The 16,558-nt window shown below is 60.9% G+C and carries 13 protein-coding genes; 2 read left to right on the top strand and 11 right to left on the bottom strand.

Annotation, left to right across the window (positions count from 1 at the left end):
* The first annotated feature begins 408 nt into the window (after nt 1-408).
* Nucleotides 409-2,220, top strand: a complete 1,812-nt coding sequence (locus WA845_RS13540) for an IlvD/Edd family dehydratase (RefSeq protein ID WP_004438887.1) — start codon at nt 409-411, stop codon at nt 2,218-2,220.
* Nucleotides 2,221-2,399: 179 nt separating this feature from the next.
* Here the strand turns inward: WA845_RS13540 and WA845_RS13535 are convergent, their stop codons facing one another.
* From WA845_RS13535 to WA845_RS13505, 7 genes are all read right to left on the bottom strand, one after another.
* Nucleotides 2,400-2,588, bottom strand: a complete 189-nt coding sequence (locus tag WA845_RS13535) for a hypothetical protein (RefSeq protein ID WP_003506556.1) — start codon at nt 2,586-2,588, stop codon at nt 2,400-2,402.
* 164 nt (nt 2,589-2,752) lie between these two features.
* A complete protein-coding gene (locus WA845_RS13530) occupies nt 2,753-3,871 on the bottom strand; it encodes a pyridoxal-phosphate-dependent aminotransferase family protein (RefSeq protein ID WP_282454893.1) in 1,119 nt (372 codons plus the stop codon).
* A 9-nt stretch (nt 3,872-3,880) separates the two neighbouring features.
* Complete coding sequence (locus tag WA845_RS13525) at nt 3,881-4,660, bottom strand: ABC transporter ATP-binding protein (protein ID WP_006697255.1); 780 nt, start codon at nt 4,658-4,660, stop codon at nt 3,881-3,883.
* The gene (locus WA845_RS13520) at nt 4,657-5,457 is read right to left on the bottom strand and encodes an ABC transporter ATP-binding protein (RefSeq protein WP_282454892.1); all 801 of its coding nucleotides are present in this window, start codon (nt 5,455-5,457) and stop codon (nt 4,657-4,659) included. The genes WA845_RS13525 and WA845_RS13520 overlap by 4 nt, the downstream gene beginning before the upstream one ends.
* On the bottom strand, nt 5,454-6,284 hold the full coding sequence (locus tag WA845_RS13515; protein ID WP_337322403.1) for an ABC transporter permease: 831 nt from the start codon (nt 6,282-6,284) through the stop codon (nt 5,454-5,456). The genes WA845_RS13520 and WA845_RS13515 overlap by 4 nt, the downstream gene beginning before the upstream one ends.
* A complete protein-coding gene (locus WA845_RS13510) occupies nt 6,281-7,270 on the bottom strand; it encodes an ABC transporter permease (protein WP_077986375.1) in 990 nt (329 codons plus the stop codon). Before WA845_RS13510 ends, WA845_RS13515 begins: the two co-directional genes overlap by 4 nt.
* 9 nt (nt 7,271-7,279) lie before the next feature.
* A complete protein-coding gene (locus tag WA845_RS13505) occupies nt 7,280-8,887 on the bottom strand; it encodes an ABC transporter substrate-binding protein (protein WP_174151555.1) in 1,608 nt (535 codons plus the stop codon).
* 375 nt (nt 8,888-9,262) lie between these two features.
* Here WA845_RS13505 and WA845_RS13500 point away from each other — a divergent pair, with 375 nt between their 5' ends.
* On the top strand, nt 9,263-11,962 hold the full coding sequence (locus tag WA845_RS13500; RefSeq protein WP_174151554.1) for a DNA translocase FtsK: 2,700 nt from the start codon (nt 9,263-9,265) through the stop codon (nt 11,960-11,962).
* A 91-nt stretch (nt 11,963-12,053) separates the two neighbouring features.
* Here the strand turns inward: WA845_RS13500 and WA845_RS13495 are convergent, their stop codons facing one another.
* The 4 genes from WA845_RS13495 to pglB are packed head-to-tail and all read right to left on the bottom strand — an operon-like array spanning nt 12,054 to nt 16,558.
* Nucleotides 12,054-13,103 (bottom strand): carbohydrate ABC transporter permease, encoded by a 1,050-nt coding sequence (locus WA845_RS13495; RefSeq protein WP_006697261.1) that lies wholly within the window; start codon nt 13,101-13,103, stop codon nt 12,054-12,056.
* A 2-nt stretch (nt 13,104-13,105) separates the two neighbouring features.
* Nucleotides 13,106-14,101 carry a carbohydrate ABC transporter permease gene (locus WA845_RS13490; RefSeq protein ID WP_034498130.1) on the bottom strand — a complete coding sequence of 332 codons (996 nt, stop codon included), beginning with the start codon at nt 14,099-14,101 and terminating at the stop codon, nt 13,106-13,108.
* A 1-nt stretch (nt 14,102) separates the two neighbouring features.
* The gene (locus WA845_RS13485) at nt 14,103-15,206 is read right to left on the bottom strand and encodes an ABC transporter ATP-binding protein (protein WP_282454891.1); all 1,104 of its coding nucleotides are present in this window, start codon (nt 15,204-15,206) and stop codon (nt 14,103-14,105) included.
* Nucleotides 15,206-16,558, bottom strand: coding sequence for a polygalacturonase PglB (pglB, locus tag WA845_RS13480; protein WP_282454890.1), 1,353 nt, complete (start codon nt 16,556-16,558; stop codon nt 15,206-15,208). The genes WA845_RS13485 and pglB overlap by 1 nt, the downstream gene beginning before the upstream one ends.

The raw sequence follows: 16,558 nt of genomic DNA, 5'->3' as shown, positions 1-16,558 counted from the left end.
ATTCGCCATAAAATACGATGAATCAATGGGTTGAACGAAAGAAAGCCTCATTCTTCCGCTTGCGGAACTGGCTTGACGTGGCCTCAGAGGCGACTTGACAGAAGGTGATTGTCTCTAATAGTAATACAAATAAAGAGACTTTATAAAAGGCGGAGCGGGGAGCCGAAGAGCTAGCCGCATTCCCGCAAGGCATGGGAGGGAGAGGCCGTTGCGCGACACCGGTATCACCATAAATACCGAAAAATATTCGGCTAAATCCGAAGAACGGCTTCAGGTCACTCGTCTGGCGCTGCTCTGTCGGTTATGCGTGTTCTCCGAAAGCTGATTCCATTTTCCTTGCGCACAACATAAGCTTGTCGCATTTCGTAATATTTTACCGTTGGCCACTTCCGGCTGGAGACCTGCATCATGACTACATCCGACAAACTGCCTGCAACACAAGGCAAGCTTCGCTCGCGCGCCTGGTTCGACAACCCCGCAAATGCGGATATGACCGCGCTTTATCTCGAGCGTTACATGAACTTTGGTCTGAGCCAGGCCGAGCTTCAGTCCGACCGCCCGATCATCGGCATCGCGCAGACGGGTTCGGACCTTTCTCCTTGCAACCGTCACCATCTGGAACTGGCAAACCGCCTGCGCGAAGGTATCCGTGAAGCTGGCGGCATCGCCATCGAATTTCCGGTTCACCCGATCCAGGAAACCGGCAAGCGGCCGACCGCAGGTCTCGACCGTAACCTCGCCTATCTCGGCCTCGTGGAAGTGCTTTATGGCTATCCGCTCGACGGCGTCGTTCTGACCATCGGCTGCGACAAGACCACGCCTGCCTGTCTCATGGCGGCGGCCACCGTCAACATTCCGGCCATCGCCCTTTCCGTCGGCCCGATGCTGAACGGCTGGTTCCGCGGTGAGCGCACCGGCTCCGGCACCATCGTCTGGAAGGCGCGCGAACTGCTGGCGAAGGGTGAGATCGATTATCAGGGCTTCGTCAAGCTTGTCGCTTCCTCGGCTCCGTCGACCGGCTATTGCAACACCATGGGCACGGCGACGACCATGAATTCGCTTGCCGAAGCGCTGGGCATGCAGCTTCCCGGCTCCGCCGCCATCCCGGCGCCTTACCGTGATCGTCAGGAAGTCTCCTACCTCACCGGCTTGCGTATCGTCGAAATGGTCAAGGAAGACCTGAAGCCATCGGACATCATGACAAAGGATGCGTTCATCAACGCCATCCGCGTCAACTCGGCGATTGGCGGCTCCACCAACGCACCGATCCACCTGAACGGTCTTGCACGTCACGTCGGCGTCGAGCTGACAGTGGATGACTGGCAGACCTATGGTGAAGACGTACCGCTGCTCGTTAACCTGCAGCCGGCCGGTGAGTATCTCGGCGAGGATTATTACCATGCCGGCGGCGTTCCTGCTGTCGTCAACCAGCTGATGACCCAGGGGCTGATCATGGAAGATGCCATGACGGTCAACGGCAAGACCATCGGCGAAAACTGCCGTGGCGCGATCATCGAGGACGAAAAGGTCATTCGCCCCTATGAACAGCCGCTCAAGGAGCGCGCCGGCTTCCGCGTTCTGCGCGGTAACCTGTTCTCCTCCGCCATCATGAAGACGAGTGTGATTTCGGAAGAGTTCCGCAACCGTTACCTTTCCAACCCGAACGATCCCGAAGCTTTTGAAGGACGTGCCGTGGTGTTCGACGGTCCGGAAGACTATCATCACCGCATCGATGATCCGTCGCTGAAGATCGACGCCAACACCATCCTGTTCATGCGCGGTGCCGGCCCGATCGGTTATCCCGGCGCGGCAGAAGTCGTGAACATGCGCGCTCCGGATTATCTGCTGAAGGAAGGTGTCAACTCGCTGCCCTGCATCGGCGATGGCCGTCAGTCAGGCACTTCGGGCAGCCCGTCCATCCTCAATGCTTCCCCTGAAGCAGCAGCAGGTGGCGGCCTTGCCGTTCTGCAGACAGGCGACCGCGTCCGCATCGATGTGGGCCGCGGCAAGGCGGATATCCTGATTTCAGGAGAAGAGCTTGCCAAGCGTTATGAAGCGCTGACGGCTCAGGGCGGTTACAAGTTCCCTGACCACCAGACGCCATGGCAGGAAATCCAGCGCGGCATCGTCAGCCAGATGGAAACCGGCGCGGTCCTGGAACCTGCCGTGAAGTATCAGCGCATCGCCCAGACCAAGGGCCTGCCGCGCGACAACCACTAACAGCCATCACAAGACTATGCGGCCCCGAGGACAACCTGGGGGCCGCTTTCGTTTCTTTTAACGGTAAACTAGAAATATTGAGGTCTATGGACCGACCAACGCTATCATGCGCCCCGCGCCCCCCATCATGAGGCCACGGAGGGTCAATGTGTCGATGGCTTGGAGCGTGCGGCAGACGCTCAGATCACCGGGTAAAGCGACCAGAAAAACAGTTCATATTCCTGATCGCGATCGTCATCATGCGATTCGTCGTCGGGTCTGCGCGGTGTTTTGTCCTGAAACTCGGTCTCCACCCGCTCATTGACGACGGGCATCCTTCGGCCGATGCCAAAGAGGTCAAAGGAGAGCATGTTGAACCCTGCTACCATGGCCGTTTCCCTTCTTCACGCGAGTTAACGTAGCGTTAAGTTTCGCGCGTTGCCATGATTTCGTCAAGATTGGCGGAGGAATTTGTCTACCATTTTTAACAACAATGTCGTGAGCGGCGTTCCATCGCGAGCGGATTTTGCGCAATGAATGTTCTTCGACACCGTTAAACGCCATCCGCAGGTGCGTCTAAATAGGTTTTTTCTGCGGCTTCCAGCGCGAAATCGGTATTTGCAGCGTGGCCGAGGCTTTTCAGGGCGCCGGAGAAGGCCAGGATATTGGCTTTCACGGCATCCCGATGCGCTCTCCGACCGGTGTGATTAAGCCTGATCAACCGTTCCGCGCCGGGGCCGACGCCACCGGAAATGTCCGCGCCTTGCTTCTGGGACACAGCCGCGAGGAATGCCCTGGCTTCGAGGGTATCAGGCAGGATCGCCGTGGAGACGAGGGCGGAAGCGTGCGCCTCTTCCACCCAGGTTGGAATGCCAAGCGCCCTGAGGCCGTTTCGGGTGGCCGTCGCTGCCGTTTTGTGGCGTCGATTGGCGGATGCCAGCCCTTCTGACTCGATCCTGTCGAGGGCGGCCTCCAGCGCGTAAAACTCCAGCGGGGCGGGCGTTCCGGGCAGTGCGCCGCGACCGGCATCGAGCCAGAGTTTTTTCTGGTCCATAAGCGAGAGCATGGAGTTGTCAGGAGCGCCGTCATGCGAAAGAAGCGCCCAGGCCCTTTCGCTGACGGAAATGGCGGAAATGCCGGCCGGGCCGGCCAGCGCCTTTTGCGGGCCGATGACGGCGATATCGATACCTAAACGGTCGACGTCGAAAGCATGTCCGCCAATGGACGCGACGGCATCCACAAGGGTCACGATGCTCCGTTCCCGGGCGAGCGCGGCGATGGCGGGCAGGGGGTTGAGGATGCCGCTTGCCGATTCCGCGTGGACGATGGCGAGAAGGTCGAAATCCGGCCCTTCGTCCAGCGCCCGTTCCACTTCCTCCAGGGTGACCGGCCTTGCCGGGCTGGCGGTCAGATTGCGCACGGTCGCGCCGCCCTTTTCCAGCCAGCCGCCAAACCACGTACCATAAGGGCTGGTGACAATGTTGAGCGCTTTCAGGCCCGGTCGCGCAAGGCTGGTGGCTGCGGCTTCGAGCGCCAGCACGGCTTCCGCCTGTATCAGCAGCACGTCGTTGCTTGTGCTCATCAGCGCGGCCAGCCGGTCGGCAAGGGCAGCATAACGCTCGGCAGGAAAAGCGGGTGGGTCGAGCAGCAATGCATAATCCGGAGCGGGCATGTCTTTTCCTTACGTGGTGATGGTCAGGCGCGGTGCGGCGTCGATCAGGGTTCTGGCGGTCGAGGATTGCGGCGCCGAGACGATATTTCCTGTCGGGCCGATTTCAACGATCCTTCCTGCTTCCATGATAGCGACGCGGTGGCAGACGGCGCGAATGACCGCGAGATCATGGGAGACGAAAATACAGGAAACAGCCGTCTCGCGCTGTATTTCCACCAGCAGTTTAAGGATTTGCCGGCGAACCGAAACATCGAGCGCGGAGACGGCTTCGTCCAGGATGAGAAGTGACGGCTTGAGCGCAATCGCCCGTGCGATCGCGACGCGCTGCCTTTGGCCGCCGGAAAGCTCGAAGACCGAGCGGCCGGAATAGCTGGCGGGCAGGCCAACGCGGTCGAGAAGGCGGCGGACTTCCGCCGCACGCTCGCGTCTTGCGACCGTGCGATGAATGCGCAACGGTTCGCCGATGGCATCTTCGACGCTGGCGCGTGGATTGAAAGCGCCATGCGTATCTTGAAACACCATCTGCATGTGCTGGCGGGCGGCGCGAAGCTTGCCGCCGTCCAGTGTCAGCCAATTGTGGCCTCTGAAAAGGATCGTGCCTTCGTCGGCCGGGATCAATCGCATGAGAATGCGCGCAAGCGTGGATTTTCCGCAGCCGGAGGGACCGGCAAGTCCCAGCGTCTCACCGGGCCGAAGCGAAAAAGAGATGTCGGAGAGCGCCGCCACCCTTCTTGCGCCGGTGCGGTAGGTCTTGGACAAGCCGTCGACGGTGAGCAGGGCATCGTTCATGACGCGGCCTCGCTGACCAGCGGCGGCGTGGACAGATCGAGGTAATCGGCAAGCAGCGCACGCGTATAGTCATGGACGGGTGCGGACAGCACCCGCCTCGTCGGGCCATGTTCCACCAGCAATCCCGCGCGCAGAACGGCAATCTCGTCGGCAAGGCTGGATGCAAGGCCGATATCATGGGTGATGAAGACCAGCGTCTTGTTTTCCTGCCGCACCAGATCGTCGAGCAGCGTGGCGATGGCGGCCTGGCTAACCGTATCGAGCGCGCTCGTGGCTTCATCGGCAATCAGGATTGAAGGACTGGCTGCAATGGCGGCGGCAATCGTCACGCGTTGCCTCTGGCCGCCGGAGAGCTGGTGCGGATAGGCCCGGACGAGGTGGGAAGGGTGCGGCAGCCGAACCCGCTCCAGAAGATCGCGGGCAAGATCGCGCGCTTGCCGCCATGAGAGGCCTAGATGCCGGACAGCCCCTTCCGCCACCTGTTCGCCGATGGCGAGAACCGGATTCAGCGTTGCGCCGGTGTCCTGAAAGATCGTGCCGATATCCCGCCCTGGCAGCGGCCTGCCGTGGAACAGGCTGTCGCGACTCCACGAAATATCACCGGAAACCTTCGCATGTCCGGGAAGAAGCCCCGCAATCGCCTTGCCGAGCGTCGATTTCCCCGAGCCGCTTTCGCCGATGATCGCCAGCCTCTGGCCTTGCCGGATCGTCAGCGAGACATTCTGCAACGCCGGCGCATCTCTTGCCGCATACCAAACGCTGAGGTCGTCGATCCGGCACAGTGCATTTCCGCTCATGGCGCTCGCCTCCCTGTCGCCATCGCCTTGTTGATGCCTTCACCAAGAAGATAAACGCCGAGAACCGTAACCAGAAGGCCGATGCCGGGAATGACCGACAGAAACGCGGCCGAGCGAAGGACATTGCGTCCTTCTGCGATCATCGAACCCCAGGTAACGATATTGGGATCGCCGAGCCCTAGGAAGGATAGGGCGGCTTCGGTCAAAATGGACGCGGCGACGATGATGGCGGCAAGCGCCATGACCGGCGGCAGGGCATTTGGCAGGATCTGCCTGAATGCGATCTCAAGCGGGTGCATGCCGATGGCGCGGGCGGACTGAACATAATCGCGCTCGCGGATGCTCAAGACCTGCGCCCGCATCAACCGCGCCGGATCCGCCCATGCGCCAAGCGCAATGGCGAGTATGACAATCGGCATGGAGGGCCCGATTGTACTGACGAAGGCGAGCGCTAGCAGGAAGTTCGGGACGATCTGGAAGGCGTCGGTGACGCGCATCAATGCTTCGTCCACAACGCCGCCGGCAAATCCGGCAATGGTGCCGATGACGGTGCCGATAATCAGCGCGGCTGTGGCGGCGCCTATGCCGACGAGCAGGGAGGCCTGCGCACCATGGGCGAGCTCGGCCAGCACGTTGCGGCCCAGCCGATCGGTGCCGAGCGGTAGGGCCGCATCCGTAAAAGGTGTAATCAGCGGTTCGCCAACGATAGCCAGCGGGTCACCTGGAAAGACGGCGGGTGCGGCAAGCGCCGTCAGGGAAAGCAGCACCAGTATGACGGTTCCCGTCATGCCTTCGAAACTGCGCAGGAGCCGGAAAGCGAAACTCATGCGCCTTGTTCCCCGCTGCCAATGCGCGGATCGAGCACGGAATGGACAATGTCGACGGAGAGGTTGACCAGGATGACAAAAACCGCGCTCGTCAGGATGATGCCCATCAACAACGGGGCGTCTCGGCCAGTGACGGCCTCCTGCGCCAGCCGACCAAAACCGGGAATGGCAAAAACGCTTTCGATGACCACGCTGCCGCCCAGCATGGTGGCCGCCTGCAGGCCAAGCACGGTGACAAGCGGCAGGGCGGCGTTGCGGGCGACGTGGCGCAGCACGATCCGTCGTTTTGAAAGCCCCTTGGACTGGGCAAAGAGCACGAAATCCAGCGGCCAGATCGCCGCCATGGCGGTGCGCATCACGCGCAGGAAAAGCGCCAGATAGATCAGCCCGAGACTGGCGACCGGCAGTACGAGATGGCGGCCGATATCCATCGCCCTCGCCATGCCGTGCTTGCCCGAAGCGATGGTTTCGATGCCGGAGGTAGGCAGCCATCTGAATTTCACCGCGAAGACGATGGCGAGCACGAGCCCAAGCCAGAAGCCGGGCGTGGCGTAAAGCGCGAGTGAGAGTGTGGAAAGCGCGCGGTCTGTCGCCCCGTCCGGACGCGCGCCCGCCACGATGCCGAGTGCTGTGCCGAGGATGAAGGCAAGCGTTGTCGCACTGCCCATCAGAAGAAGCGTGTTCGGCAGCCTTTCCAGGATCAGCCCCAGCACAGGCCGGTCGAAGGCAAGCGACCAGCCGAGATCAAGCCGCAGCACCGAACTCGCATAGAGCCAGAAACGGGCCAGCACGGAGCCGTTCAGACCATATTGTTCACGCAGCGCATCGCGCAGCCCGGCATCGCCGCCGCCGATGGAAACGAGATAGGCGTCGACCGCGTCACCCGATGCGTTTTCAAGCAGCAGGAAGGTGAAGACGAGCACGATCAGCAGCACCGGAATGGCGGTGAATGCCCTTCGCCGCAGCAATTTCGCCGCACGTCTCACGGTGTTGCCTCAGGTATCCACCGCCGTATCCGCCCAGTTGGACACCGCCCACCGAGGATTACTGGCGACATGTTTGACCGTATCGCGCGCCACAGTGATGAAACCCCACTCGGCGACGTTGATCAGCGGCAGATCGGCCGTGACCTGCTTCTGGAAGTCCTTGTAAAGCGCCGTGCGCGCGGCGGCATCCACTGTTATCGCCGCCTTGTCGATCAATTCGTCCAGCGTCTTGTTCTCGTAGCCGCCCTGATTGGAGAAGCCGACGCCGGCCGGAATGCCGGAACGGACCAGAATCGTGGTCGATATTGCGGGATCACCGCGGAACACCGGCGGGGCGATGGCGAGATCGAAGGCGTGGTCGGTGTAAACGGCCTTCTGGTGCGCCGCGGCGTCATTGTTCACCAGTTCTGCATCAATCCCGATTTCCTGAAGCGCCTGCCGCAGATAAGAACCGAACTGGCGGGTCTCATTGAAGTAGGGCGCGGGCAGAAGCTTCAGCGAAAGACGTGTTCCATTCGCACCACGCGGATAACCCGCCTCATCCAGAAGAGCGTTGGCCTTGGCGACGTCGAAATCATAGGTCTCAACGTCATTCGTGTAAAATTCCGGCGCATTCTTCGGTACGGGGCCGGTCGATGCAGTGGCGTAACCGAGAAAGACCTTGTCGATGACGAATTTCCTGTCGATGGCGTGCGCGATCGCCTTTCTGACCTTGAGATCCGCCAGTTCCTTGCGGCGATGGTTGATTTCCACCACCAGCTGATAGGTCAGTGCCTCATAGCCATCCGCAATAACCTTTATGCCGGGCTCCTTGGCGATGCGGGCGAGATCGGCTAGCGGCACGGCTGAAAACGCGGCAAGCTGGATTTCTTCGGCCTCCAGCGCAGAGGCCGCGCCGGCCCGATCGGGAAGGACGCGATAGATGATTTCCTCGAGCTGCGGCTGACCTTTGCCCCAATAGTTCGGGTTCCGCGTCAGGCGGTAATATTCGCCAGGTTTATATTCGGAAAAGACAAAAGGCCCAGTGCCCACCGGTTTGGTATTGGCCGGATTTGTGGCGATGTCGGTACCTTCATAGAGGTGTTTCGGCACGACGCTGGTAACCACCGGCAGCGCATTGCGGATGAGCTGGAACGGCGTGGGTTTGGAAAAGCGGAAAATCGCCGTGTGGTCATCAGGCGTTTCCACCGTCTGGAGATTGGCAAAGACCAGCCGCCCGAGATTTTGCAGCGGTTTCCAGACGGAAAGCGCCGAAAACGCAACGTCCGCCGAGGTGAATGGCTTGCCGTCATGCCATGTCACACCCTCGCGCAGCTTGAAGGTGGCGCTGAGCCCGTCATCGGCTCCCTGCCATTCCGTCGCAAGTCGTGGCTCCAGCCCATCGGTGCCGTTGAAGGAGGCCTCGGCCAGGGGCTCGACGATCTTGCTGGCGATGTAAAACACGCCGTTGGAGGCAACGATGGCCGGATTGAGGTTTTTCGGTTCCGAATCGGCGGCGACGATCAGTCGCCCGCCGGATTTCTCCTGTGCGACGGTAATTCCCGCCAATCCCGTGGTTGCGGCCAGCGCGAGCGAGGTCTTGAGAAGCGAGCGGCGGGAAAGCTGGACAGGCGACATGAATTTCACTCCGGAATGAGGGCGAGGCGGGCTTTTCCGCTTGGCCCGCGGCGCGCCGATCTTAAGGCTGCAACCTCGGCAGTGTCCACGTTAATTCGCGCCCTTTACAGCAATGATTTTACGTTGCGGAGAGCTTTGCGGAAACAATATGCCCCGTCTCGGAAAATTCGGTTCTCCAGTCCGCCATCAGCGGCGAATTCGCGGCGGAAAACTCGACATAACCGAATGAAACCAAGCGTTTGATATGTGTTTTGCGAGGCAGCGGATGGCGCTGCGAACCTGTGGAGCGTTTGAAAATCCGTCGGTACGACCCCGTTTGGAAAGGGGTAATTAACCTTTATTTTTTATTTCAAGGAGACCGAAATATGTACGTTTATGATGAGTGTGCACGCTGCCATGAGCTTCTCCCGATCCAGATTTCAGAATTCGTCCAATAGCGTAGGGGAGGGGAGCGAAAACGCCCGTCATGCCGGTGTCCAGACGCCTGCGGGGCAGCGGACGATCGTGACAGCTGCAGGTGCAGCGCCGCGGCAGAACGCTGACGTGATCGCAGCCGATGCCATCGAAGGCCGTGCCGAGATGCCCGGCTGGCAGAATGCCTTCGTGCTTGGCCCGAATGTCCGCTTTACCCGCACGCCGGAGAGCGTCTTTAACCGGCGTATGCCGGTGGAGACGCCGAATATCCCGGACGAGGAGGCGCCCGCTGCCTCCGTACCGGCTGCCGCAGAGCCCGAGACGGCGGTTCGCCAGGATGCGCCGGCACCCCAGCCCGCCGCGAAGCCGGCCGAGCAACGCATGGCGCCGCCGCGCATGCCGTTTCTGCCGCAGCCGCCCGACGCCCGCGGTGCTCGCGCCTTGACTTACAAATTGCGGCTGGAGCTTGCCCGTAAACAGGCGGAAGAGGCTGCCGCAGCCGTGCGGGATCCATCTTCATCGACGTCTGCCGCGCCCGATGCGGAACCCGCAGCGCCGCAGACGATTGAGCCGCAACCTGCCGCGCAGCCGGAAGCTGAGACGCAGACTTCCATTCCCGCCTTTGCCGCCCATCTGCCGGATGAGCTGTTCTGGGAAGTGATGACGCTTGATCTGCCCGGCGATGCGGCTGAAGCTCTTACCGCCGAGGTGCGGAGCGCATTTTCCGTTTCCGCGCCCGCAGCTCCGGCGCCTGTAAACACCGTTCTGACAGCGCCTTCATCCGCAGTGGCTGTCGCTCCCGTCTCGCCCGCAGCCGCCCCGGTTGTCCTTTCGACCGAGCCACCTGTCGTCACCGTACCCGGTGGCTCCGCCATCCGGCTCTATCGGGAAATTGGCGTACGGCAGGCATTCATTCCAGCCGCCGGCGTGGCTGCCGAACAGGAGTTCGCGTCGCAGCCGATAGCGGAAGCTGCCATGGCTGTCGCGCCGCAGCAGCTTGCAGAGCAGATTCAGCCGGTCGAAAGGATCGTTGCCGAGCCGCGTTTTACGCCGCGAGCGCCTATCCCGTCTTCTCAGCCCATGTTCCGTGAAGCACCTGTCTTCGCCGATGGGGAATATGAGTATCCTTCGATTGACCTCCTGCAGGAAGCCCGCGTCCAGCAGACCACGACCATGACACCGGAAGCCCTGGAACAGAGCGCCGGTCTACTCGAAAGCGTGCTGGAGGATTTCGGCATCAAGGGTGAGATCATCGATGTCCGTCCTGGTCCTGTCGTCACGCTCTATGAATTCGAGCCCGCCCCTGGCGTCAAGTCCTCGCGTGTCATCGGTCTCTCTGACGATATCGCGCGCTCCATGTCGGCGCTCTCGGCTCGCGTTGCCGTCGTGCCCGGCCGCAATGTCATCGGCATCGAGCTGCCGAACCCGGTGCGCGAGACGGTTTACCTGCGCGAACTGATCGAGGCGCAGGATTACGCCGAGACACGCCAGAAGCTTGCCCTTTGCCTCGGCAAGACCATCGGCGGCGAACCGGTTATCGCCGAACTTGCGAAGATGCCGCACCTTCTGGTCGCTGGCACGACCGGTTCGGGCAAGTCCGTCGCCATCAACACCATGATCCTGTCGCTGCTCTACCGCCTGAAGCCGGAAGAATGCCGCCTGATCATGGTCGACCCGAAGATGCTCGAGCTCTCGGTCTATGACGGTATTCCGCATCTCCTGACGCCTGTCGTCACCGATCCGAAAAAGGCGGTGATGGCGTTAAAGTGGGCGGTGCGCGAAATGGAAGACCGCTACCGCAAGATGTCGCGTCTCGGCGTGCGCAATATTGATGGTTACAATGCCAGGGCCGCTGCTGCCCGTGCCAAGGGCGAGACGGTGTTCTGCAATGTGCAGACAGGCTTCGATCGCGCCACTGGCGAAGCGGTCTATGAACAGGAGGAAATGGACCTGACGGCGATGCCTTATATCGTTGTCATCGTCGATGAAATGGCCGACCTGATGATGGTCGCCGGCAAGGAGATCGAAGGTGCGATCCAGCGTCTGGCGCAGATGGCGCGCGCCGCCGGCATCCATCTCATCATGGCAACCCAGCGTCCCTCGGTCGATGTCATCACGGGCACTATCAAGGCCAATTTCCCGACCCGCATCTCCTTCCAGGTCACCTCGAAGATCGACAGCCGCACCATTCTTGGTGAGCAGGGGGCGGAGCATCTGCTCGGCCAGGGCGACATGCTGCACATGATGGGCGGTGGCCGCATCGCCCGTGTTCACGGCCCCTTCGTGTCCGACGAGGAAGTTGAAAAGGTCGTGGCGCATCTGAAGACGCAGGGTCGTCCGGAATATCTGGGCACGGTCACGGAAGATGCCGAGGAAGCGGAAGAAGAGGCGGAAGAGGATACGGCTGTCTTCGACAAGACCTCGATGGGCGACGACGACAGCGATGACCTCTATGAAAAGGCCGTCAAAATCGTGATGCGCGACAAGAAGTGCTCGACCTCCTATATCCAGCGCCGCCTTTCGGTGGGCTATAACCGCGCCGCCTCGCTGGTGGAGCGAATGGAGCAGGAAGGCATTGTCGGACCTGCCAACCATGTCGGCAAGCGCGCCATCATCGCCGGCGAGCGCGACTCTTACGATACGATAGGCTCCGACGACTGATCATCGCGTCACCAAATGAACGAAGGGAGATGTTGCAACAACATCTCCCTTTTTCTTTGTGTGGCGTTCGTTGCGAATGTCTGCGAAGCCGCTATTTCATTCCCGTTCCGGCGATGCCTGTCGTGATGTAGCGCTGCAGGAACAGGAACACGACCGTGACGGGTGCCAGGCTGAGGAAGGTCATGGCGAGGATATAGTGCCATTGCACCGAGAACTCGCCCTGAAAGGCGTTCAACCCCACCTGCAGCGTGAAATTCTCACGGCTGCTGAGAACGATTAGCGGCCAGAGGAAGTCGTTCCAGCGCCACAAAACCGAGAATATGGCGAGAACCGCGAGCGCCGGGGCCGTCAGCGGCAGGATGATGCGCCAGAAGATGCGGAATTCGCTGGCGGCATCCACACGCGCCGCCTCGATCAGCTCATCGGGAATGGTCAGCATATATTGTCGGAGCAGAAAGACGCCTGTCGGCGTTGCGACGGTGGGAATGATGACGCCCCAGAGATTATCGACGAGACCGACACCGACGATGACGAGATAGGCCGGCACCATCACGACGGTGAGCGGGATCATCAGGGTGGAGATGATCAGCACGAAGATCGCCTTTTCGCCGCGGAAACGGTATTTGGAGAGCGCAAAGGCTGCCATGGCGTTGACGATCAGCGTCAGGACCGTTGCGACGACGGTGACGAAGACCGAGTTCTTGAGGAAGGTCAGGAAGCTGAACTGTGTCAGCGGATCGGTGAAGTTCTCCGTCGCGATGGTCAGCTTCTGAACCGGCGTTATTTCCCGTGTATCGACGCTTGTTGGCGGGCCCGGATTGGCAGGGTCCACCATCTGGGCTTTGAGGCCGATGCGGCGGACCATGGCCATCTCACGCTCTGCGCCATCGACGGTGGCCTTCCACAGGCTGAGCGGCCTGTCGTAGCCCTGAACCTCCACTTGCACGGCAGCGCGCGGCAGGAGGCTTGGCGGAAACCTCGTGATCTCGGCTTCCGGTTTCAGCGATGACATTGCGGCCCAGACAACCGGGATGAGGACAGCGAGTGTGCCGCCGATGAGCCAGACCCAGGAGAGGATATCGGTGAGGCCGATCCGGCCGGGACGGCGGGTGCGCGTGAGGAAAGAGACGGCATTGGACATGGTCAGGACTCCATCTTTTTGCCAAGGCGCAGCTGCACGAGCGTCAGTGCGAGAAGCACAAGGCCCATCAAAACCGACGCGGCGGAGGCAAGGCCAAACAGCCTGAGATCGCTGCCGAAGGCCATCTGGTAGATATATTGCACCACAAACGTATTGGCCGTGCCTGGCCCGCCGCCATTCGTCAGAACCCAGGCTTCATCAAATATCTGCACCGAGCGGATCATCAACAGGATGAGCACGACGAGCAGGTTGGGGCCGAGAAGCGGCAGGGTGATGCGCAAAAGCGTGCGCCGGGGCGAGGCGGCATCGATGGCGGCGGCTTCGTAGAGATCCTTCGGGATGGCCTGAAGGCCGGCGAGCAGGATCAGCGTATAAAAGCCCATGTGGAACCAGACCGAAACGACCACCACGAAAAAGCGCGACCAGCCGACATCCAGCAGGAAGATTTCCGGCGGCACGCCCAGCATCTGGAAGAAGGCGTTGAGCAGGCCGTTGCGGTCCAGAAACCATTTCCAGATGAGGCCGATGACGACGGGCGACAGCAGGACGGGATAAAAGAACATGGCGCGGAAGAAACCGCGCGCGGCTATCGCCCTGTTGAGGATGAGGGCGGTTATGAGCGCGACCAGCAACGTGGCGATGACATTGAAACCGACAAACCAAAGCGTGTTCCAGATTGCCGTCCAGAACAGCGATTCCCGGCAGCTTCCCGGGTCCATATAGCTCTGGCAATCCAGCAGCTTGCCGAAATTCTCCAAACCGACAAAGGGGCGGTCGGTGATCAAAAGTTCGGTGCCGCCGGTGAAGGCATAACCGACCGCAATCGCAATCGGCAGGAAGGTGAAGATGCCAAAAAGAACGAGGTTCGGCATCAGGAAGATATAGGGCATGCGCCTTTTGCCGATCAGCCGCTCGATGAAGTTGAGCGGCACTTCGGCAATCGCCATCACGGCGTCGAGCGCACGGTCGGACAGTCTCGCAAGCGTCGGATTGGCCATGCTACCCCCTCCCTTCGCCCGCAAGGCGCGGCAGCGCCAGTTCGGTGGCGGGATCGAAGACATGGACCTTCTCACGTGCCGGCATGATTTTGAGCACCGCGCCGGAGGCGGGCGCGAAATGGCCGGGCTGATGCACGATGATCTGGTCCTTCTCACCCTTGATATTGCCGTAGAGATAGGTCTCGGTGCCGAGGCTTTCGTGGTATTGCACCTCGAAGGGCAGGCCGGCATCCGCGATGGTGAAATGCGAGGGTCGGATGCCCGCCAGAACCGCCTGTCCGGGGCTGACGGTTGCCGGATCGACGAGGCAGGGGAGCGACACGCCATAGCCGGCATCGATGGAAATGGTGCCGTCGTCGCGCTTGATGATGGTGCCTTTCAGCATGTTCATGCGCGGCGAACCGAGGAAACCGGCAACGAAGAGGTTGCGCGGATTGTCGAAAAGCTCGAGCGGGCTGCCCACCTGTTCGATGCGCCCGGCGCGCAGCACCACGATCTTGTCGGCCATGGTCATGGCTTCCACCTGATCGTGGGTGACATAGATCATCGTCGTCTTGATATCGCGATGCAGCCGGGTGATTTCGGCGCGTGTCTGCACGCGCAGTGCGGCATCGAGGTTCGATAGCGGCTCGTCGAAGAGGAAGATGTCAGGCTCGCGCACGATGGCACGGCCGATGGCGACGCGCTGGCGCTGGCCGCCGGAAAGCTGTTTCGGCTTGCGGTCGAGATAGGGTTCGATGGCGAGCATACGCGCCGCCTCGTTGATGCGGTTTTCGATTTCCGACCGCTTGAAGCGCAGGTTTTCCAGGCCGAAGGCGAGGTTCTTGCGCACGCTCATATGCGGATAAAGCGCGTAGGACTGGAAGACCATGGCGATCTTGCGTTCTGCCGGCGACAGTGCGCTGACATCGCGATTTCCGATGGCGATGCTGCCTGATGTGACGTCCTCAAGACCGGCGATGATGCGCAGCAGCGTCGATTTTCCGCAGCCCGACGGGCCGACGAAAACGACGAATTCGCCGTTTTCGATCTGGAGATCGATATCATGCAGCACATGTACGGCGCCGAACGCCTTGTTGAGGTTTTCGAGTTTCAGACTTCCCATCACCTGCTCCCTTCAACCGAGCTCGCCGTCGCGACGATCTCGTGGTCGTTCCAACCCTCGGGCAAGGGCATTGCTCTTTTGATGGCGACATCGTCAGCCGAAAAACCGTGAACGCCCTTAAGGTAGATCGCGGGCATGCCGCCCGGATAATCCTCCATACCGACGATCCGGCCATGTGCGTCCTGGGTCCAGGCATTGGCGCGGCCGGCCGCATCGGCGCTTGGCGCTATATCGGCATTGGTGGGACGCAGGTCATATTGCAGGCCGGTGCCGAGCTTGCCGGGCTCCTGCGCCAGCGTGATGCGCGCAAGCCTGACATTGTGAATGCCGGCTGCCGAGGTGGAGACGAGGTTGATCGCTCCCTCCATCGAACCGCTCAAATCTTCGATAACAAGATTGTCCACCCTGCCTGCCTGCCGTTCGGGGCGGCGGTCAACGACAGTGACTGTCACTGCTTCGCCAGAACCCCAGAAACCACCCGGCGTCTCATGGCACTCGGCCTCGATGCGTGAAAAGCGGATGTTGCGCATGGCGCCGCCATCACGGGAGAAAAGACCCATGCCGCGATTTGACTGCACCACCTTGCAATCTTCGAACACCACATTAGTGAAATCGCCGAAGGATTCGGTGCCGAGCTTCAGCGCGCAGCTCATGCTGGAAACGGTGCAGCGGCGAACCGCAATATTGGCGCACACGCCCACTGCCTTGCCATCCGGCCCGGCACTGGTCTTGAGGCAGATGCCGTCATCCGCAGTCGAGATGAAGCAATCCTCGATCAGCGCGCGGCGGCAGGCATCCAGCACGATGCCATCCGTATTGGGCAGGCGGCGGTCGTTTTCGATGCGCAAATTGCGGAAATGAAGGTCCTCGCAATTGACCATATGCAGCGTCCACATGGGGGAGCCACTGACGTGCAGGTTTTCGAGGCGCACATTACGGCAGGCTTCCAGCACCATCACGCGCGGGCGTTTTTTTGCCGGGATATAGGTTCCCATGGCCGTGTCATCGCCAATGATGAAGTTTTCACCGCCGGCCTCGATACGGCCCGGACCCGTGACGGCGATGTTGCTTGCGCCTCTTGCAATGATCATGCCGCGATCAGAGTCTTCGGCAATCACAGAAACGCGGGTGAGGGCGTAAGCCTCGTAATCGGAAACGGGGGCGAGTACCGCGTCTTGTGCAAGGTGCAGTTCCACGCCGCTTTTGAGCTGGAGACCGGCGCTGACATGTCGTCCGGCCGAGAGAGAAACGCGGCCGCCGCCTGCTGATGACGCGGCATCGATAGCCTGCTGGATGGTCGCCGTGGCATCGAGGCCACTGGCCGCAACTGTGATGTCCTGATTGATGTTCAT

It is taken from the genome of Agrobacterium sp. CMT1 (assembly GCF_037203725.1).
Classification (GTDB): domain Bacteria; phylum Pseudomonadota; class Alphaproteobacteria; order Rhizobiales; family Rhizobiaceae; genus Agrobacterium; species Agrobacterium pusense.
Note: the sequence above shows the minus strand (reverse complement) of the source record. Positions and strands in the feature narration are given on the sequence as shown.

Bases quoted from the DNA above. Each gene is read 5' to 3' on its own strand.
- WA845_RS13540 (WP_004438887.1), top strand. From the start codon at position 409: ATGACTACATCCGACAAACTGCCTGCAACACAAGGCAAGCTTCGCTCG.
- WA845_RS13535 (WP_003506556.1), bottom strand. From the start codon at position 2,588: ATGGTAGCAGGGTTCAACATGCTCTCCTTTGACCTCTTTGGCATCGGC.
- WA845_RS13530 (WP_282454893.1), bottom strand. From the start codon at position 3,871: ATGCCCGCTCCGGATTATGCATTGCTGCTCGACCCACCCGCTTTTCCT.
- WA845_RS13525 (WP_006697255.1), bottom strand. From the start codon at position 4,660: ATGAACGATGCCCTGCTCACCGTCGACGGCTTGTCCAAGACCTACCGC.
- WA845_RS13520 (WP_282454892.1), bottom strand. From the start codon at position 5,457: ATGAGCGGAAATGCACTGTGCCGGATCGACGACCTCAGCGTTTGGTAT.
- WA845_RS13515 (WP_337322403.1), bottom strand. From the start codon at position 6,284: ATGAGTTTCGCTTTCCGGCTCCTGCGCAGTTTCGAAGGCATGACGGGA.
- WA845_RS13505 (WP_174151555.1), bottom strand. From the start codon at position 8,887: ATGTCGCCTGTCCAGCTTTCCCGCCGCTCGCTTCTCAAGACCTCGCTC.
- WA845_RS13500 (WP_174151554.1), top strand. From the start codon at position 9,263: ATGATGAGTGTGCACGCTGCCATGAGCTTCTCCCGATCCAGATTTCAG.
- WA845_RS13495 (WP_006697261.1), bottom strand. From the start codon at position 13,103: ATGTCCAATGCCGTCTCTTTCCTCACGCGCACCCGCCGTCCCGGCCGG.
- WA845_RS13490 (WP_034498130.1), bottom strand. From the start codon at position 14,101: ATGGCCAATCCGACGCTTGCGAGACTGTCCGACCGTGCGCTCGACGCC.
- WA845_RS13485 (WP_282454891.1), bottom strand. From the start codon at position 15,206: ATGGGAAGTCTGAAACTCGAAAACCTCAACAAGGCGTTCGGCGCCGTA.
- pglB (WP_282454890.1), bottom strand. From the start codon at position 16,558: ATGAACATCAATCAGGACATCACAGTTGCGGCCAGTGGCCTCGATGCC.